The sequence below is a fragment of the Curtobacterium salicis genome (genome assembly GCF_011759505.1).
GTDB lineage: Bacteria > Actinomycetota > Actinomycetes > Actinomycetales > Microbacteriaceae > Curtobacterium > Curtobacterium salicis.
The window spans coordinates 157,165-176,010 of record NZ_JAAOYO010000003.1 but is presented as its reverse complement, the minus strand read 5'-3'; the positions used below and the strand labels follow the sequence as shown (position 1 = coordinate 176,010).

The 18,846-nt window shown below is 71.3% G+C and carries 13 protein-coding genes; 11 read left to right on the top strand and 2 right to left on the bottom strand.

The genetic code is table 11. The annotated features are described in order from the left end of the window. Nucleotides 1–40: 40 nt before the first annotated feature. From purN to E9228_RS09305, 5 genes are all read left to right on the top strand, one after another. The gene (gene purN, locus E9228_RS09325; protein WP_166780317.1) at nt 41–634 is read left to right on the top strand and encodes a phosphoribosylglycinamide formyltransferase; all 594 of its coding nucleotides are present in this window, start codon (nt 41–43) and stop codon (nt 632–634) included. Further along, nucleotides 631–2,280 (top strand): bifunctional phosphoribosylaminoimidazolecarboxamide formyltransferase/IMP cyclohydrolase, encoded by a 1,650-nt coding sequence (gene purH, locus E9228_RS09320; protein WP_166780316.1) that lies wholly within the window; start codon nt 631–633, stop codon nt 2,278–2,280. Before purN ends, purH begins: the two co-directional genes overlap by 4 nt. Nucleotides 2,281–2,747: 467 nt before the next feature. Then, nucleotides 2,748–4,574, top strand: a complete 1,827-nt coding sequence (locus E9228_RS09315; RefSeq protein ID WP_166780315.1) for an ABC transporter ATP-binding protein — start codon at nt 2,748–2,750, stop codon at nt 4,572–4,574. Nucleotides 4,575–4,696: 122 nt separating this feature from the next. Further along, a complete protein-coding gene (locus E9228_RS09310; protein WP_166780813.1) occupies nt 4,697–6,505 on the top strand; it encodes an ABC transporter transmembrane domain-containing protein in 1,809 nt (602 codons plus the stop codon). Between the two features lie 79 nt (nt 6,506–6,584). Then, nucleotides 6,585–7,058 (top strand): DUF805 domain-containing protein, encoded by a 474-nt coding sequence (locus E9228_RS09305; protein ID WP_166780314.1) that lies wholly within the window; start codon nt 6,585–6,587, stop codon nt 7,056–7,058. Here E9228_RS09305 and E9228_RS09300 read toward each other — a convergent pair. Both E9228_RS09300 and E9228_RS09295 read right to left on the bottom strand, forming a co-directional pair. Then, a complete protein-coding gene (locus E9228_RS09300) occupies nt 7,055–7,423 on the bottom strand; it encodes an MGMT family protein (protein WP_166780313.1) in 369 nt (122 codons plus the stop codon). The genes E9228_RS09305 and E9228_RS09300 overlap by 4 nt on opposite strands. Next, nucleotides 7,423–7,875 carry a GNAT family N-acetyltransferase gene (locus E9228_RS09295; protein WP_166780312.1) on the bottom strand — a complete coding sequence of 151 codons (453 nt, stop codon included), beginning with the start codon at nt 7,873–7,875 and terminating at the stop codon, nt 7,423–7,425. Before E9228_RS09295 ends, E9228_RS09300 begins: the two co-directional genes overlap by 1 nt. 105 nt (nt 7,876–7,980) lie before the next feature. Here E9228_RS09295 and E9228_RS09290 point away from each other — a divergent pair, with 105 nt between their 5' ends. The 6 genes from E9228_RS09290 to E9228_RS09265 all read left to right on the top strand — a co-directional run bounded on the left by E9228_RS09290 (nt 7,981) and on the right by E9228_RS09265 (nt 18,651). Then, nucleotides 7,981–9,270 carry an ROK family transcriptional regulator gene (locus E9228_RS09290; RefSeq protein ID WP_166780311.1) on the top strand — a complete coding sequence of 430 codons (1,290 nt, stop codon included), beginning with the start codon at nt 7,981–7,983 and terminating at the stop codon, nt 9,268–9,270. A gap of 214 nt (nt 9,271–9,484) precedes the next feature. Further along, a complete protein-coding gene (locus E9228_RS17330; RefSeq protein ID WP_166780310.1) occupies nt 9,485–11,893 on the top strand; it encodes a lamin tail domain-containing protein in 2,409 nt (802 codons plus the stop codon). A gap of 297 nt (nt 11,894–12,190) precedes the next feature. Then, on the top strand, nt 12,191–13,549 hold the full coding sequence (locus tag E9228_RS09280) for an extracellular solute-binding protein (RefSeq protein WP_166780309.1): 1,359 nt from the start codon (nt 12,191–12,193) through the stop codon (nt 13,547–13,549). Between the two features lie 110 nt (nt 13,550–13,659). Further along, entirely contained in the window at nt 13,660–14,610 is a 951-nt protein-coding gene (locus E9228_RS09275; protein WP_166780308.1) for a carbohydrate ABC transporter permease, read from the top strand. Nucleotides 14,611–14,678: 68 nt separating this feature from the next. Next, nucleotides 14,679–15,509, top strand: a complete 831-nt coding sequence (locus E9228_RS09270; RefSeq protein ID WP_166780812.1) for a carbohydrate ABC transporter permease — start codon at nt 14,679–14,681, stop codon at nt 15,507–15,509. A 76-nt stretch (nt 15,510–15,585) separates the two neighbouring features. Next, nucleotides 15,586–18,651, top strand: a complete 3,066-nt coding sequence (locus tag E9228_RS09265; RefSeq protein ID WP_166780307.1) for an alpha-mannosidase — start codon at nt 15,586–15,588, stop codon at nt 18,649–18,651. Nucleotides 18,652–18,846 lie beyond the last annotated feature (195 nt).

Below are 18,846 nucleotides of genomic sequence, written 5' to 3'. Positions count from 1 at the left end.
GGCACGCAGGCCGGGGCCCGTCCCCGCTAGGGTTGTCCCCGTGCTCGAACTGGTCGTCCTGATCTCCGGTACCGGGTCGAACCTCCGAGCCCTGCTCGAGGCGACCCGCGATGCCGAGTACCCCGCCCGCGTCGTCGCGATCGGGGCGGACCGTGACGCCGAGGGCCTGCAGCTCGGCGAGGAGTACTCGATCCCGACCTTCACGGTGCCGTTCACGCGGTACGCCACCCGTGCCGAGTGGGGTGCCGCGCTCGCCGAGCAGATCCGCCCGTGGACGCCGGACCTCCTGGTCCTCTCCGGGCTCATGCGTCTCCTGCCGCCCGCGGTGGTCGCCGAGTTCGGCCCCTCGGTCATCAACACGCATCCCGCGTACCTGCCGGAGTTCCCCGGGGCGCACGGCGTCCGGGATGCCCTGGCCGCCGGCGTCACCGAGACCGGTGCGAGCGTCATCGCGGTGGACGACGGCGTCGACAGCGGACCGATCCTGGCGCAGGAGCGCATCCCGGTCCTGCCCGGCGACACCGAGTCGACGCTGCACGACCGCATCAAGCCCGTCGAACGTCGGCTGCTCATCCAGACCGTCCTCGACATCGCCAACGGACACATCGACCTGAAGGGCACCACCCCCGCATGAGCGTGCACGCCGCCGACCCCAGCCTGTACCGCGACCGGGACGTCGTGCCCGTGCGTCGAGCCCTCGTCTCGGTGAGCGACAAGTCGGGGCTGCTCGAGCTCGCCGGCGCGCTCGCCGACGCCGGTGTCGAACTCGTCTCGACGGGCTCCACCGCGCAGACCATCCGCGACGCCGGGTACGCCGTCACGGACGTCGCGAGCGTCACGGGCTTCCCGGAGTCGCTCGACGGGCGGGTGAAGACGCTGCACCCGGCGGTGCACGCGGGCCTCCTCGCGGACCTGCGCCTGGAGTCGCACGAGCAGCAGCTCGCGGACCTCGGCATCGCGGCGTTCGAACTCGTCGTCGTGAACCTGTACCCGTTCGTCGAGACGGTCGCGTCCGGAGCGGACACCGCGACGGTGGTCGAGAACGTCGACATCGGTGGCCCGGCGATGGTCCGCGCGTCGGCGAAGAACCACCCGAACGTCGCGATCGTGGTGTCGCCGTCGTCCTACGCCGAGGTCGTCGAAGCCGTCCGCGCGGGCGGCACGACCCTCGAGCTCCGCAAGCGTCTCGCGGCGCAGGCCTTCGGCCACACCGCGGCCTACGACACCGCGGTCGCCAGCTACTTCGCGTCCGAGGTCGTCGCCCCGTCCGGAACGTCCGACACGTCCGGTCCGTCCGCTGCCGCCGGCCAGGAGGCCCCGAGCGCGTTCCCGGAGCACCTCTCGTTCTCCGCCGACCACGCCACGACGCTCCGCTACGGCGAGAACGCCCACCAGTCCGCCGCGCTCTACACGAGCACGGACGGCACCGGGATCGCCCAGGCGACGCAGCTGCACGGCAAGGAGATGTCGTACAACAACTACGTCGACGCCGACGCCGCCGTCCGTGCCGCGTACGACTTCACGGAGCCGGCCGTCGCGATCATCAAGCACGCCAACCCCTGCGGCATCGCGGTCGCAGCACCCGACGCCGGCGACCCGATCGCCTCGGCGCACGCGGCCGCCCACGCGTGCGACCCGCTGTCGGCCTTCGGCGGGGTCATCGCGGCGAACCGGACGGTGACCCGCGGGATGGCCGAGACGATCGCCGACATCTTCACCGAGGTCGTCGTCGCCCCCGCCTTCGACCCGGAGGCGCTCGAGGTCCTGTCCCGCAAGAAGAACATCCGTCTGCTCACGCTGCCGGCGGACTTCGCGCTCGCCGAGCAGGAGGTCAAGCAGATCTCCGGTGGGTTCCTCGTGCAGGACGCCGACCGCTTCACGACGTTCGACCAGTCGAGCTGGACCCTGGTCTCCGGCGAGCCCGCCGACGAGCAGACCCTGGCGGACCTGGCGTTCGCGTGGAAGGCCAGCCGTGCGGTGAAGTCGAACGCGATCCTCCTGGCGAACCAGGGTGCGAGCGTCGGCGTCGGCATGGGGCAGGTCAACCGGGTGGACTCGTGCCACCTCGCGGTGAACCGGGCCGGGGACCGCGCCGCCGGTTCGGTCGCGGCATCGGACGCGTTCTTCCCGTTCGCCGACGGCCTGCAGGTGCTGCTCGACGCCGGGGTCCGAGCCGTCGCCCAGCCCGGCGGCAGCGTCCGCGACGACGAGGTCATCCAGGCCGCGACGGCCGCCGGCGTGACGATGTACTTCACCGGGGAACGCCACTTCTTCCACTGAGTCCAGTCCGGCCTCGTGTCGCCCGGGGTGCAACCAGCACGCGATCCTGGTTGCGTCCTGGGAGTGCGTGCCGATAGTCTGCAAGGCTCCGCGACCTCATCGCTGACGACTTCTCAGGTCGGCAGCACCGCGGGCACGACGGTGACGACGACGAGACTGGAGTGACGATGGACACGACGACCGGCACCACCGCAACGGCTGCCCGGACGCGATCGACGTCCATCGGCACGGCCGCTCCCGGCGTCCCGACACCGCCGTCCGCCTAGGCGGCACGACCGGCCCCACCCGCCCCACGGGCGACGCCGTACCAGCGGCGTCGACGCAACCCGAGGACCCCGTGACACCGTCGCGGTGGACCCGAGCGGGCGCTCGGCCGACCAGACCACGCAACGCACCCCGGGCCTCCCGTCCGGTCAGACGCAACCTGACCGCACCGGTGCCCGTACGAAGCACGAGGACGCACACGCATGTCCCAGGTACCCCACCGGGAACCGGCGCCGACACCGGCGCGCCCATCCACCGCTCGCGCCATCGCGCGCATCTGGCCCTACGTCAAGCCGTACCGATGGCGGCTGCTCGGCGGGATGTTGGCGGCGCTCGGCGCCTCCGTCGTCGCGCTCGTCATCCCGTACGTGCTGCAGGCACTCGTCGACGGACCGCTCGCGTCCGGTGACGGCAGCCGCATCTGGCCCGCCGGCCTCGGCGTGCTGGCGCTCGGCGTCCTCGAGGCGTTCTTCATCGCCTCCCGCCGGAAGATGGTCATGCGACCGTCGACCCGGATCGAGGCGAGCATGCGCAACGCGCTGTACGCCAAGCTGCAGGACCTGCCCGTCGCGTTCCACGACCGGTGGGAGTCCGGGCAGCTGCTGTCCCGCTCGGTGTCCGACCTGTCCCTGATCCGTCGCTGGCTCGCCTTCGGGATCGTGCTGCTCGTCGTCAACGTCGTCACGATCGTCATCGGGTTCGGGGTCCTGTTCACCTTCGGGTGGCAGCTCGGCCTGATCTTCCTGGTGGCGTCGATCCCGGTCTGGGTGAACAGCGTCCTGTTCGAGCGGAAGTACTCGGTCGTCGCCCGACGCAGCCAGGACCAGGTCGGCGACCTCGCCACGAGCGTCGAGCAGTCGGTGCACGGGATCCGCGTGCTCAAGGCGTTCGGTCGGGGCCGGTACAAGCTCGACGAGTTCGCCGAGCAGGCCGAACAGCTGCGCGGCACCGAGATCGAGAAGGCCAAGGCGATCGCCGCGATCTGGTTCTGGCTGCTGCTCGTGCCGGACGTCGCGTTCGCGCTCTGCCTGCTCGCCGGCATCTGGCTCGCCAGCCAGGGGGAGCTGAGCGTCGGCCAGCTGTTCGCGTTCTTCGCGACGGCGACCGTGCTGCGCTTCCCGATCGAGTCGATCGGCTTCTTCCTGTCGATGACGTTCGACACCCGCACCGCCGTCGACCGGTTCTTCGAGGTCATGGACTCCGAGAACACGATCACCGACCCGGCAGCGCCGAAGACCATCGCCGAGCCGCACGGAGCGCTGTCGTTCAACGCGACGCACTTCCGCTACCAGGACTCCCCGCCGCAGTTCCCCGACCTGGTGAACGGCGTCGAGCTGCAGCTGCGACCGGGCGAGACGATGGCGCTCGTCGGGCTCACCGGGTCCGGCAAGACGACGCTGCTCTCGCTCGTCCCGCGGCTGTACGACGTGACCGGGGGATCGGTCACGATCGACGGCGTCGACGTCCGCGACCTCACCCGCGCCGAACTCCGCCGCCACGTCGGGGTCGCGTTCGAGGACGCCACGCTCTTCTCGTCCAGCGTCCGCGACAACGTCCTGCTCGGTCGGCCCGACCTGTCCGGTGCCGAGGCCGACCGGGTGATGCGTGAGGCGCTCGACATCGCGCAGGCGTCCTTCGTCGACGACCTGCCCGAAGGCGTCGACACCCGTGTCGGCGAAGAGGGACTGTCCCTCTCCGGCGGCCAGCGGCAGCGTCTGGCACTCGCCCGGGCGATCGCGGCACGGCCGAGCGTGCTCGTCCTCGACGACCCGCTGTCCGCGCTCGACGTCGACACCGAGGCACGCGTCGAGGCCGGGCTCCGCCGGGTCCTCGCCGAGACGACCTCGCTCATCGTCGCCCACCGTCCGTCCACCGTGACCCTCGCCGACCGCGTGGCCCTCATGGAGAACGGGCGCGTCACCGCTGTCGGCACCCACTCGGAGCTGATGGCCACCAACGAGCACTACCGCTTCGTCATCTCGTCGCTCGACGACGACGACGCCGAGGACCGAGAGGAGGCGATGGCATGAGCAACGAGACCGACCAGGACCGGCCCGTGACCGTCGATCAGGAGCCGGGAGGGGCGGTGCCGATCGCGCAGGTCGGCACCGGCACGCAGGCGGCCGAGGCGGCAGCGCCCGTCACCGCGTCGATCACCGTGCACGGCACGCGCGGCGAGGAGCGCGAGGACTTCACGAAGGCCGAGAGCCGTCGGCTACGCCGCCGGTCGCTGACGCTGCTCAGCTCCCTCGCGTCGCCGCTCAAGGCCCGACTCTGGGGCATCGCGGTCGTCGTGGTGCTCTCCACCGGTGGACAGGTCGCCGGCCCGACGCTCATCGCGTGGGGCATCGACAACGCCCTGCCCGCCGTGCTCGACCGGGACGACTGGATGCCGGCGTTCCTCGTCGTCGGGCTGTACATCACGATCGCGATCGTCGGTGCGGTCCTCACCGCCTGGTACACGGTGCTCGCGGCGCGGATCAGTCAGGCGATCCTGTTCGACCTCCGCAAGCGCGTGTTCCTGCACACGCAGCGGCTGTCGCTCGAGTTCCACGAGACCTACACGTCCGGGCGCATCATCTCGCGGCAGACGAGTGACCTGGACTCCATCCGCGAGCTGCTCGACTCCGGGCTGAACCAGCTCATCCAGGGCGTGCTGTACATGGTGTTCACCGCGGTGGCGCTCGTGTTCCTCGACCCGACCTCGGGCCTGGTGCTCGCGATCGCCCTGGTGCCGCTGTGGTTCCTGACCCGGTGGTTCCAGCAGCGCTCGCAGCAGCTGTTCCGCTCCACCCGGACGACCAGCGCCCGCGTGATCGTGCACTTCGTCGAGACGATGACGGGCATCCGGGCGGTGCAGGCCTTCCGCAAGGAGTCCCGCAACGAGACCGAGTACGGCACCCAGGTCGAGCTGAACCGGCAGGCGAACGCCCGCGTGTTCAACCTGTTCGGGATCTTCGACCCGGGCCTGGTGCTCATCGGCAACGCCACCCTGGCCGCCGTCGTCATCGTCGGCGGCTTCCGGGTCGTCGGCGGATCGCTGGAGATCGGCGCGCTGCTCGCGGTCGCGCTGTACGCCAAGCGGTTCTTCGACCCGGCGCAGGAACTCGCGATGTTCTACAACAGCTACCAGTCGGCCTCCGCGGCGATGGAGAAGATCTCCGGCGTCCTCGAGGAGCGGCCGAGCGTGCCGGACCCCGCGAAGCCGACGAAGCTGCCGGACGCCCGGGGTCGGATCGACTTCGACCACGTGGAGTTCGCGTACACGGCCGACCGGGTGGTCCTGCCCGAGTTCGATCTGCACATCCCGTCCGGGCAGACGATCGCCCTGGTCGGGTCGACCGGTGCCGGCAAGTCGACGCTGGCTAAGCTGATGGCCCGGTTCTACGACCCGACCTCCGGCACCGTGACGCTCGACGGCGTCGACCTGCGGGACCTCGACCCGAAGGACATGCGCCGCGCCATCGTCATGGTGACGCAGGAGGCGTACCTGTTCTCCGGTTCGGTCGCCGACAACATCGAGCTCGGCCGACCGGGGGCATCGCGTGCGGACATCGAGTCGGCGGCGAAGGCCGTCGGCGCGCACGAGTTCATCATGGCGCTGCCGGACGGGTACGACACCGACGTGAACAAGCGGGGCGGCCGCGTGTCGGCCGGGCAGCGTCAGCTGCTGTCGTTCGCCCGGGCGTTCCTCGCCGACCCGAAGGTGCTCATCCTCGACGAGGCCACGGCGTCGCTCGACATCCCGTCGGAGCGCCTGGTGCAGGAGGGCCTCGAGACCCTGCTCGCCGACCGCACCGCCGTGATCATCGCGCACCGCCTGTCGACCGTCGCGATCGCCCACCGGGTGCTCGTGATGGAGTACGGCCGGATCGTGGAGGACGGCACGCCCGCCGACCTCATCGCGGGTACCGGCCGGTTCGCCCAGCTACACGCCGCCTGGCGGGACTCGCTGGTCTAGTCCGTCCTCGCCGCCGCACACACATCGCGCCCCGTCCGGACGGGGCGCGATGTGCGTTCCGGGATGGGATGCTTGGGGGATGAGCCACAACGACGGACAGTCGGACGACGTGCAGCCGGGCGGTGTCGCCCTGCGCGATCCGTTCGTCGGGGCACCCTTCACGGAGGCCGTCCGACGGTTCTGGCGGAAGTACACCGTGTTCACCGGCCGGGCGTCGCGCTCCGAGTTCTGGTGGTGGTGGCTGACCTCCTTCGCGATCGGCCTGGTGCTGCAGCTCGTGCCGCAGGCGTTCACCCCGGACGCCCCGCTGCTCGAGAACCCGGTCGGCTCGTACCTGTTCGTGCTGTGGGCGGTCGTCACCCTGGTCGGCGGGCTCGCCCTCGGCGCACGACGACTGCACGACGCGAACCGGTCCGGCTTCTGGCAGTTCCTGCACGTGCTGCCGGGCATCGGGTCACTCGTGCTGTTCGTGCTGTTCCTGCTGCCGTCGAACCCGAAGGGCACCCGGTTCGACCTGCTGCCCGGCGCGGCGGCGACCACGCGGAAGCGCTAGCCCTCCGGCAGTCCGTCGTCCTCGCGCCAGTCGTCCTCGGGCCAGCCGTCCTCGGGCGGTGACCAGCGCGCCCGGGGCATGTCGAGCCTCCAGGACGCACCGTCCCGCGACCACCGCAGCGGCGTCCCCTCGACGCGGTACTGCTCGAGGGCGCGCGCCTCGTGGCGCGCCGGCGGCAGCCCGCCGGCGCGGACGACGCGCCACCACGGCAGGTCGGAGCCCTCGTGCGCCATCACCTTGCCGACCGCGCGGGACGCACGCGAGCCGAGCACCGCGGCGACGTCGCCGTAGGTCATGACGTGCGCGGGCGGGATCGAGCGGACGACCGCGGCGACCTCGGCCCCGAAGTCGACCGGGTCCGGCACTACAGCGTCAGGGCTGCGAAGTGGTCGCCGTACTGCGTCTCGCCGACGACCGTGAAGCCGATGGCCTCGAAGAACGCCTCAGGGCTGCCGGTGCCCGGTTCGTAGACGACGGTGAGGCGCTCGAACCCGCGCTTGCGGGCTTCCTCCGCCAGTCCGTGGACGGCGAAGCGACCGACGCCGCGGCCCTGCGCGGTCGCCGAGACGTTGACGCGCCAGATGCAGCTGCGGAGCTCTTCCTGCGCGTTCTCGGCGTCGAAGCTGCCGATGATGAGGCCCACGACCTCGTCCCCGTCGAGGACGACGCGGGGCCAAGAGGCGCTCGGCTTGACGTCCGACTCGGCCTGCGCGTACGAGGTCGGCTGGACGAACTGCTCCTGCCCCGGCTTCAGCGTCAGCGAGTTGGCCGCGGCGGCGGTCGCTGCGGAGAGTTCTTCGAGGCGGAGGTCCGTCATGTCGGTCAGGCTAACGGTGCAGGCGGGTGAGAAGCCAGCGCGGACCGGGTGGAGGTCACACGGACGCCGTCGCACCGCGCATGTCACCGGCGGTATGGTCGCCAGATGGCGGAGCATCGGCGGGGGGCGAACCTGCCGTCGTTGGGCGGGTTCAACCGCACGGTCGTGCTCGACGCCGTCCGCCGGTCGCGCGACGGCCTGAGTCGCGTCGAGCTCGCCGCCCGGACCGGCCTCAGCCCGCAGACCGTCTCCAACGTCACCCGCTTCCTCATCGACGCCGGCATGATCGTCGAGTCCGGCACGGTCGTGTCGGGTCGTGGCAAGCCGCGGACGATCCTCCGACTGGAGGCACGCAGCCGCTTCGCCGTCGGGGTGCACGTCGACCCCGCGGTCGTCACCTACGTGCTGCTCGACCTGGCGGGCGCGGTCGTCGCCGAGGCCACCACCTCCACCCCGAACGCCGAGGACCCGGACCAGGTGGTCCGGACGATGGCCGCCGCCGTGGACGGGCTGGTCCGCCGCTCCGGGGTCGCCCCGGACAGCGTGCTCGGGGTCGGCATCGCCTCGCCGGGGCCGATCGACGCGGCGGCCGGCATCGTGCTCGACCCGCCGTTCCTGCCCCGGTGGCGGGACGTCGCGCTCCGGGACGCCCTGGGCGACGCCACCGGCTACCCGGTGCTCCTCGAGAAGGACGTCACCGCGGCGGCCGTCGGCGAGATGTTCCTCGAACGGGGAGCGGCGGCCCGGGACTTCGCGTTCGTCTACTTCGGCACCGGGTTCGGCGTCGGGCTCGTCATCGACCACGAGCCCGTCCGCGGCTCCGGAGCGAACGCGGGCGACGCCGGGCACATCATGGTCGACCAGGGGCCCCTCGCCGGGACCGCGGACGGCGACGGCACGCGTGGCGAAGTCGGGGCGACGGTGATGCCCGACCGGCTGGTGCGGATCGCCCTCGAGCGCGGGATCGCCCTGGGCGACGGACTCCCCGCGGGTGGTCCGGCCGTCGCGGCGGACGGCGACGGCATCGCGGTGGACCTGGCGGCCGTCGACCGGGCCTGGGACACCCTCGGTACCGCCATCGCCGCGGGGGACCCGGCCGCGACGACCCTCGCGGCGGAGATCGGCACCGTGATGGGCCGGGCCGTCGTCGTCATCGTGAACCTGCTCGACCTCGACCGGGTGGTGTTCGGCGGACCGTTCTGGTCGCGGATCAGCACCGCGGCCCTCCCGGCTGCGACGGCGGCGATCACCGGCTCGCCGATCCTCGTGCCGAAGCACCCGGTGACCGTGGTCGAGAGCCGGCGGGGGACCGACGTCGCCGCGGTCGGGGCGGCGTGCCTGGTGCTCGACGCGGCCCTGTCGCCCCGGGCGAGCACGATGCTCATCGCGCACTGAGCCGTCGTCGTCGCGTCGTCGCGTCGTCGCGTCGTCGCGTCGCCGAGGCTCGCGCTGGCGGACATCCTGCGGCGCTTCGAGCGCGAAAGGTGTCCGCGGGGCCGAGGCTCGGCCAGCGCCGCCCCCGCTGACCCCGTCCGTTCACCCGGGCGTCACCGGGCGGTTCCGTGGATGCTGAACAGTCGTGCAGGTTCCCCGACACCGAAGGACCTCCATGCGCTCTCCCGCCCTGCGTCTCGGCGCCACGATCGCGACCGGCCTGGCCGTCGCGGCCGGCGTCCTCGCGGTCGCACCGGCTTCCGCCGCCCCGGCACCGACCGCCACCCCGGTCGCACCCGCAGTGCCGGTCGCACCCGTTGCCGCGAACGGCATCGTCATCAACGAGGTCGAGTCGAACGGCGACGACACCGACTGGGTCGAGCTCCGCAACACCGCGACCGTCGCCGCCGACGTCAGCGGCTGGTCGATGCTCGACGACAGCGACAAGCACACCCGGTACGTCCTGCCGGCCGGCAGCGTCGTCGCACCCGGCGGGTACCTCGTGGTCGACCAGGAGTCGGCCACCGCGGACGGCTTCGACTTCGGCCTGGGCAACCCCGACGAGGTCCGCTTCTTCGACACCACCGGCGCCCCTGTCCTGTCGTACGCGTACACGACCCACGCCGACGTGACGTACGGCCGCTGCCCGGACGGCACCGGCCCACTCGTCGACACGACCAGCTCGACGAAGGGTGCGGCGAACGACTGCTCCTCGCCGATCCGCATCAACGAGGTCGAGTCGAAGGACGGCACCCCGGGTGACTGGGTCGAGCTGACCAACACCGGTACGACGGCGGTCGACCTCGGCGGGTACGTGTTCCAGGACGACGACGACACCCACGCGTACACGATCCCGGCCGGCACGACCATCGCCCCGGGCGGGTTCACGGTCCTCGACGAGGCCGACTTCGGTTTCGGGCTCGGCGGCGCGGACTCCGCACGCCTCTCGACCCCGGCCGGTGTCCTCGTCGACTCGACGAGCTGGACGAAGCACGCCGACGTGACGTACGGCCGCAACCCGGACGGCATCGGCGACTTCGCCCAGACGTCCACGGCGACGAAGGGCACCGCGAACGCCTTCGCCGGCGTCGTCACCGCCGAGCCCTGGCCCGGCGGCCCCGACGAGCGGGTGCTCGACGACGCGGACACCTTCTCGGGTGACCTCAGCGGCCTCGACTGGCAGTCGTCCCGCACAGCCGTCGGCGGCGGCGTGCTGTGGGGCGTGCAGAACGGCGACGGGCTGCTCTACCGCATGGTCTCCGACGGCTCGGGCGGCTGGGCACCGTCGAACGCGGCGGGCACGACGCTGCGCTACGCCGACGGTTCCGGCACCCCCGACGCCGAGGGCGTGACCGTCACCGCGGACGACCCCGGCGCGGTCTACGTGTCGACCGAGCGGGACAACGACCGGTCCTCGACCAGCCGTCCCGCGGTCCTGCGCTTCGCCACCGACGACGGCTCGGAGCGCACGCTGAACGCCACGGACGAGTGGAACCTCGCCGGCGACTTCCCGGGGCTCGGTGCGAACGCCGGACTCGAGGGCGTCACCTGGGTGCCGGACTCCTGGCTCACCGAGCAGGGCTTCGTCGACGAGAGCACCGGCGCGGCCTACGCGCCGACGCGGTACTCCGGGCACGGCGACGGGCTGTTCTTCGTCGGCGTCGAGGGCACCGCGAGCGTGTACGCCTACGCCCTGATGGACGACGGGTCGTCGAAGCGGATCGCGACGATCGCCACCCCGTTCGCCGTCGTCGCCGAGGTCCAGTTCGACCCGACGCTCGACGCGCTCTGGGTGGTCTGCGACGACGCCTGCGCCGGCCGCAGCGCCCTGTTCGACCTGCAGGACGGTGCGTTCACCGCGGCGACCGTGTACGACGCACCCTCCGGCGCGGCGCGTGACCTGGCCAACGAGGGCTTCGCGATCTCGGACGTCTGCACCGACGGCGAGCGGGCCACGTTCTACGCCGACGACAACGACACCGACGGCTCCTCCCTCCGCACCGGCACGTTCCCGTGCACCGAGGAGACCGCTCCGACCCCGACCCCCGGTGACGGCGGTGTGACTCCGGCTCCGGTCCCCGGCGGCGGTGAGCCCACCCCGGCACCGACCACGCCGGCTCCGTCGCCGAGCCCGTCGGCCCCGAGCCCGTCGACGCCGGCCACGCCCGGTGCGCCGGACGAGTCGTCCCTGACGGGCGCGAACCGCGGTGGCATCAGCGCCCCGGCCTCGGCCCGGGCCGGCCAGACGATCACGGTCACGATGGGCCGCGAGCACGCCGGTGAACGCGTCGCCGTGTACCTGTACTCGGCCCCGGTCCTGCTCGGCACCCCGGTCGTCGCCGCGGACGGCTCGGTCCAGGTCACCATCCCCGCCGGCACCACGGTCGGCGCGCACCGGATCGCCGTCGTCGGAGCGGACGGTGCCCTGATCGGATGGGCGCCGATCACGATCACGGCCGCGGGGGCCGGGCAGCTGGCGTTCACGGGTGCCGAGCTCGCCTCGGGCACCGCGGCGGCGCTCCTGCTCCTCGCGCTCGGCGCCGGCCTGCTGGTCGCCCGCCGCCGTCGGCGGACCGCCGAGTAGCCGCACCACCGGGAGCCGCACCACCCACTGACGGGAGGCGCCCCACCAGCCGGTGGGGCGCCTCCCGTCCGTCGCCCGCGCACCGAGCCTCGCCCTGGCGGACGCACCGCGGCCTCCGCGCCGCGAGTCCTGTCCGCACAGGCGAGCCTCGGCGCGCGCCCCCGCCCGCCGCGCAGCAGGTCACGAACCGGACGCACTTTCCGCCCATGTCTTGACAACGTTCAAATCCATACGATGGACTAAACCAGCAACGCGGGCAACGGAGTCCGCGACCTTCACCCGTGCAAAGGAGCACCGATGAAACGCACCCGCATCATCGCCGGACTCGCAGCCGTGGCCGTCGCCGCGGTCGGCCTCGCCGGCTGCTCGAGCTCGGGGTCCGCCTCGAGTGACACCATCAAGATCGCGTACCAGAAGTACGGTGCCTTCCAGCAGCTCGACGCCCAGATGAAGGTCGTCAAGAAGGAGTACGAGAAGGACAACCCGGGCAAGACGGTCACGCTCGTCCCGATCCAGGCCCAGGGCAACGACTACTACACGAAGCTCGCGCTCATGAACAAGGCGCCCGCCACCGCGCCGGACGTCATGTACGAGGACACGTTCCTCGTCAAGGCGGACGCCGAGGCCGGGTACCTGTTGCCGCTCGACGAGTACACGGCGAAGTGGAAGGACTGGGACCAGTTCTTCGACAACGCGAAGCAGGCCGGGCAGGGTGACGACGGCAAGGTCTACGGCGTCCCGATGGGCACCGACACCCGGGCCCTCTGGTACAACAAGGACATCTTCAAGGAGGTCGGCCTGCCCGTTCCGTGGCAGCCCAAGACCTGGGACGACGTGCTCGCCGCCGCGAAGACCATCAAGGACAAGTCGCCGGACACCATCCCGTTCAACATGTACTCGGGCAAGGCGCAGGGCGAAGCGTCCACCATGCAGGGCTTCGAGATGCTCCTGTACGGCGCGGACGGCTCCGGCAACACGCTCTACAAGGACAAGAAGTGGGTCACGGGCTCGAAGCAGTTCCAGGACTCGCTGCAGTTCGTGAAGGACGTCTACCAGGGCGGACTCGGCCCGACACCGCAGCAGGCACTCGACACCAACGTCGGCACGACCATCGCCCAGACGTGGCTGCCGAAGGGCAAGCTCGCGATCGACCTCGACGGCTCGTGGCAGTCCGGCACCTGGCTGAAGTCCGGCACCGCGCCGTGGGCTGAGTGGAACGACGTGATGGGCCAGGCCGCGATGCCGACCCAGAACGGTCAGGAGCCCGGCTACAACAGCATGTCCGGCGGCTGGACCCTGGCGGTGGGCGCCAAGTCGAAGAACCCGCAGGCGGCGTTCGACTTCATCACCACCTTCCTCAGCAAGGACGGCTCGCTGAAGTACGACACCGAGAACAGCCAGATCGCGGTCCGCAAGGACGTCGCCGACGACACCGCGTACACGGATGCCAACCCGACGTTCAAGTTCTTCTCGGGCCTGGTGGAGCACACCAACTTCCGCCCCGCCACGAGTGACTACTCGCAGATCTCGAACGCCATCCAGGTCGCCATGGAGTCGGTGATGACCGGACAGCAGTCGCCGAAGGAAGCCGCTGCCGCCTACGACGACGCCGTGGTCGGTGTGGTCGGCAAGGAGAACACGGTCGCCGCGCGCTGACGCGACCGGCCCTGATCCGACCACCGTCGGACGGGAGGCGCGGTGCCAGCCCGCACCGCGCCTCCCGTCCGTCCCCTCATCACCGTGAGCTGTTCTGGAAGGCACCCAGCATGACCAGCACTCCCCTCGCGCCGGTGGTCCCGGCGCCCGGTGCGCCGAGACGCACCGACCCACCCGTCCCGCGGAAGCGCAAGCCGCTCCGCAACGTCGGCCGGGCCGTCCCGCTCCTGCCGGCGCTCGTCCTGCTCGTCGTCTTCCTGCTCGGCCCCGTCATCTCCTCGTTCTACGGGTCGTTCACGAACTCCGCCCTGACCGGCGCCGGCGCTGCCGACCAGCAGTTCGTCGGCATGAAGAACTACATCGAGCTCTTCCAGGACAAGGACTTCCCGAAGTCCGTCATCCTGACCGTGGTGTTCCTGCTCGCCTCGGCGGTCGTGGGGCAGAACGTGCTCGGACTCGGTCTGGCGCTCCTCATGCGCTCGGCCAACAGGGTCGTCCGCTCGGTCGTCGGCACCTTCGTCGTCGCGGCGTGGGTCCTGCCCGAGATCGTGGCGTCGTTCGCGGCGTACGCGTTCTTCAACGACGAGGGGACGCTCAACTCGTTCCTGTCGGTGTTCGGCATCACCGGTGCGAACTGGCTCTACACGTACCCGATGGTGGCGATCATCCTGGCGAACATCTGGCGCGGGACCGCGTTCTCGATGCTCGTGTACTCGGCCGCCGTGCAGGAGGTCCCCGAGGAGATCACCGAGTCCGCCGAGGTCGACGGCGCCACCGGCTGGCAGCGACTCGTCTTCATCACGCTGCCGGTGATCCGCCGGAGCATCTCCACGAACCTCATGCTGACGACGCTGCAGACGCTGTCCGTCTTCACCCTCATCTTCGTGATGACCGGTGGCGGCCCGGGCACCAACTCGTCGACCCTGCCGATCCTGGCGTACCAGGAGGCGTTCAAGTTCTCGCAGCTCGGCTTCGGGACGGCGATCGCGACCATCCTGCTCGTGGTGGGGGCGGTCTTCTCGATCATCTACATCCGCGCGCTCAAGCCGGAGGTGGACTGATGGCCATCACAGCCCCGACCCTCGACCAGACCACGACCCGCTCGGTGACCGCACCGGGGTCCCTCCACATGACCTCCCCGCGCGGCCGCACCATGCGCTGGGTGGCGAACACCGTCCTGCTCGTCATCGCGGTGTGCTTCGCGGTGCCGCTGCTCTGGCTCGTGTTCGCCTCCTTCGACGCCCAGGCCTCGCTGTCGGTGAAGCTGCCGTCGCAGTTCACCCTCGACAACTTCACGAAGGTGCTCACCCCGGAGCTGTCGTTCATCCCGCTCGCCAACAGCCTGCTGCTCTCCGGCGGGACGGCGGTCGTCACGGTGGTCGTCGCGATCCTCGCCGCGTACCCGCTGTCCCGGTACAAGATGCGCGTCAACAAGCCGTTCCTGTACAGCATCCTGTTCGGCACCGGCCTGCCGATCACCGCGATGATGGTGCCCGTCTACGCGCTGTTCGTGTCGCTCAACCTCATCGACAACATCTACGGCTGCATCTTCTTCCTCGCCGCGACCAGCCTGCCGATGGCGATCTGGATGGCGAAGAACTTCATGGACGCGGTCCCGATCTCCCTCGAGGAAGCGGCCTGGACCGACGGGGCGTCGATGTTCACGACGCTGTGGCGGATCGTCATCCCGCTGATGCGCCCGGGCATCGCCGTCGTCTTCATCTTCGTGTTCATCCAGGCGTGGGGGAACTTCTTCGTCCCCTTCGTCCTGCTGCTCTCGCCCGACAAGGTGCCCGCCGCGGTGAGCATCTTCAACTTCTTCGGGCAGAACGGGGCGGTGGCCTACGGGCAGCTCGCCGCGTTCTCGATCGTCTACTCGGTGCCCGTCATCGCGCTCTACGTGCTCGTGTCCCGGGGCCTCGGCGGCGGCAACGCCCTCGCCGGCGGCATCAAGGGCTGACGGTCCGCACCACCCACCTCCGCACGCCACGCGCGCGGGCGCACCGCAGCGCCCGCGCTCTGAAAGGAACCGCTCCATGCACCAGGACGAACCCCTCGTCGAGGCCCGGATCGCACGACTCGTGCGGGACCGCGTCGACCCGAACGTCCACCGCCGCGCCTCGCCGGTCACGATCGAGGCCTGGCAGGTCCCCGACGAACCCGTGCCGTTCGCCGAGGCGGTCACCCAGCAGTACGAACCCTTCTCCGTCGGCTCCCCGTGGGGCGGCCGGCCGTGGGGCACCACCTGGTTCAAGGTGACCGGCACCGTCCCCGCCGACTTCGGCACCACCGAGGGCACCACCGCCGAACTCCACGTCGACCTGGGGTTCACGAAGCGGCAGGCCGGGTTCCAGGCCGAGGGGCTCGCCTGGCGTCCGGACGGCTCCACGATCAAGGCCATCGAGCCGCTCAACGACAGCGTGCCGCTGCAGGTCGGCCCGGGGGAGTCGTTCACGCTGTACATCGAGGCCGGCGCGAACCCGGACATCGGCGGTGACTCGTTCCAGGGCGCCACCCCGCTCGGCTCGAAGCACACCGCGGGCGACGTCCCGATCTACCGGCTCCGCGCACTCGAGGTCGTCGAACGCGACGACACCGTCTGGGAGCTGCAGCAGGACCTCTGGGTGCTCCGCGGCCTGATGGCGGAGCTGCCGACCGACGGCACCCGCGGCGCCGACGTCCTCCGGGTGCTCGAACGGGCCGCGGACGCACTCGACCCCGACGACGTGGCCGGCACCGCCGCCGACGCCCGGGCCGTCCTGGCCGACGCGCTCGCCGTCCCCGCCAGCGGTTCGGCCCACCGGGCGATCGCCGTGGGGCACGCCCACATCGACTCCGCCTGGCTGTGGCCGGTGCGGGAGACGAAGCGAAAGTGCGCCCGCACCTTCTCGAACGTGCTCGACCTGATGGACCGGGACCCCGACTTCACGTTCGCCTGCTCCTCCGCGCAGCAGTACGCCTGGATCCGCGACGAGTACCCCGAGGTGTTCGCCCGCATCAAGCAGCGCGTCGCCGAGGGCCGGTGGATCCCGGTCGGCGGCATGTGGGTCGAGTCCGACACGAACCTGCCCGGTGGCGAGGCCCTGGCGCGTCAGTTCGTCGCCGGCAAGCGGTTCTTCCTCGAGGAGTTCGGCATCTACACCCCCGAGGCGTGGCTCCCCGACTCGTTCGGCTACACCGGCGCCCTGCCGCAGATCGTCCGCGCCGCGGGGTCGAAGTGGTTCGTCACGCAGAAGCCGTCGTGGAACGAGACGAACGTCATCCCGCACACCTCGTTCCTCTGGGAGGGCATCGACGGCTCCCGGGTCCTCACCCACCTGCCGCCGGCGGACACCTACAACTCGGACGTCTCGCCCGCCGACCTGCACCGCGGGGAGCGGAACAACAAGGAGCGCGGTGTCGCGAACACCTCGATGCTGCTCTACGGCTTCGGTGACGGCGGTGGCGGCCCCACCCGCGAGATGGTCGCCGCCGCCCGCCGGCAGCACGACCTCGACGGTTCACCCCGCGTCGAGCTCGGGACACCGGCGCAGGTGTTCGGGGAGCTCGAGCGCCAGCTGCCCACCCCCGGCGTGTGGTCCGGCGAGATGTACCTCGAGTTCCACCGCGGCACGTACACGTCCCAGATCCGCACGAAGCAGGGCAACCGCCGCTCCGAGCACCTGCTCCGCGAGGCCGAGCTCTGGGCGTCGACGGCGGCCGTCCGCCTCGGGCAGGAGTACCCGTACGACGCACTCGAGTCCGCCTGGCACACCGTGCTGCTGCAGCAGTTCCACGACATCCTGCCCGGCTCGTCGATCGCCTGGGTCTACGAGAACGCCGAGGCCGAGTACGCCCGCGTCGCCAGGGTCCTCGAGGAACTGATCGGCACCGCGACGACCGCCCTCGCCAGCGGTGGTCCGGACTCCGACACCGCTGACCGGCCTGGAGGCACGCCCGCCGCCGCCACGCAGGTCCGGTTCAACGCGTCCCCGGTCGCGGCCGACGGCGTCCGCGCGCTGGGCGCCGAGCCGGTGGACGCGGCGCGACCCGTGCCTCCCGTCCGGGTCGGCGACCGCTTCGTCTTCGACACCGGCGTCGTCACCGCGACCGTCGACGCCGACGGGCACGTCGTCTCGCTCGTCGACCGTGCCAGCGGCCGCGACGCCGTCGCGCCGGGCGAGGCCGCAGCGGAGTACACCGTGTTCCGGGACACCCCGAACCAGTGGGAGGCGTGGGACATCGACCGCGCCTACCAGCGACACGGGTCGGTGCTGCAGGCGACGAGCGTCACCGTCGAGGGGGACGCCCTCGTGGTGGTCCGCCCGTTCGGCCGCTCCACCGTCACCACCCGGTACACCGCGACCCACGGGCAGCCGGAACTCGGCGTCGAGACCGAGGCCGACTGGCACGAACAGCAGAAGCTCCTCAAGCTGTCGTTCCCGCTCGACCTCAAGGCCGACCAGGCGTCGAGCGAGATCCAGTTCGGGCACATCGACCGGCCGACGCACCAGAACACCTCGTGGGACTTCGCCCGGTTCGAGACCAGTGCCCACCGCTGGGTGCACGTCGCCGAGCCGGGGTTCGGCGTCGCGGTCGCGAACGACTCCACCTACGGGCACGACGTCACGCGACGGACCCGCGCCGACGGCGGCACCACCACCCAGGTGCGGGAGTCGCTGGTGCGCGGGCCGAAGTTCCCCGACCCCGAGGCCGACCAGGGCCACCACGTGTTCCGCACCGTGCTGCGGGTCGGCGCCTCGGTGCTCGACGCGGCGGACTCCGGGTACCGGCTCAACCTGCCGGTGCGCGCCGTGCCGGGCGACAGCGTCGTGGAGCCGCTCGTGACGGTGTCGTCGCCGCAGGTGTTCGTCGAGGCCGTGAAGCTCGCCGAGGACCGCTCGGGCGACGTCGTCGTGCGGCTCTACGAAGCACTCGGCGGCCGGGCGACCGGCGTCGGCGTCGACTTCGGGTTCGACGTCGCCGGGGTGACCCGGGTCGACCTGCTCGAACGCCCGCTCGACGACGGTGCCGGAGCTGCCGTGCGGTGGGACGACGGGGCGCCGGTGGTGCTGACCATGCGGCCCTTCGAGCTCGTCACCCTGCGGGTCCGGCGAGCGTAGGCCGGACGCGAGACCGCGGCGCCGGACGGGGCTCTGGGTGCACCCGTCCGGCGCCGCTCGCGCGTGCCGACCCGCGGAACGACCGTCGGCGTCGGGTGTCCCCACGATTGGGGGCACGCTTGCACCCCGATCGGGCGTGAACGGTCCCACAGCCTGGGAGTGTGTCCGTCGGGCCCCGCGTTTTCCGGCTTCTTC

Coding starts and splice junctions, on each gene's coding strand:
- E9228_RS17330 (WP_166780310.1), top strand. CDS start 9,485: ATGCGCTCTCCCGCCCTGCGTCTCGGCGCCACGATCGCGACCGGCCTG.
- purH (WP_166780316.1), top strand. CDS start 631: ATGAGCGTGCACGCCGCCGACCCCAGCCTGTACCGCGACCGGGACGTC.
- E9228_RS09280 (WP_166780309.1), top strand. CDS start 12,191: ATGAAACGCACCCGCATCATCGCCGGACTCGCAGCCGTGGCCGTCGCC.
- E9228_RS09305 (WP_166780314.1), top strand. CDS start 6,585: ATGAGCCACAACGACGGACAGTCGGACGACGTGCAGCCGGGCGGTGTC.
- E9228_RS09290 (WP_166780311.1), top strand. CDS start 7,981: ATGGCGGAGCATCGGCGGGGGGCGAACCTGCCGTCGTTGGGCGGGTTC.
- E9228_RS09295 (WP_166780312.1), bottom strand. CDS start 7,875: ATGACGGACCTCCGCCTCGAAGAACTCTCCGCAGCGACCGCCGCCGCG.
- E9228_RS09270 (WP_166780812.1), top strand. CDS start 14,679: ATGACCTCCCCGCGCGGCCGCACCATGCGCTGGGTGGCGAACACCGTC.
- E9228_RS09265 (WP_166780307.1), top strand. CDS start 15,586: ATGCACCAGGACGAACCCCTCGTCGAGGCCCGGATCGCACGACTCGTG.
- E9228_RS09315 (WP_166780315.1), top strand. CDS start 2,748: ATGTCCCAGGTACCCCACCGGGAACCGGCGCCGACACCGGCGCGCCCA.
- E9228_RS09275 (WP_166780308.1), top strand. CDS start 13,660: ATGACCAGCACTCCCCTCGCGCCGGTGGTCCCGGCGCCCGGTGCGCCG.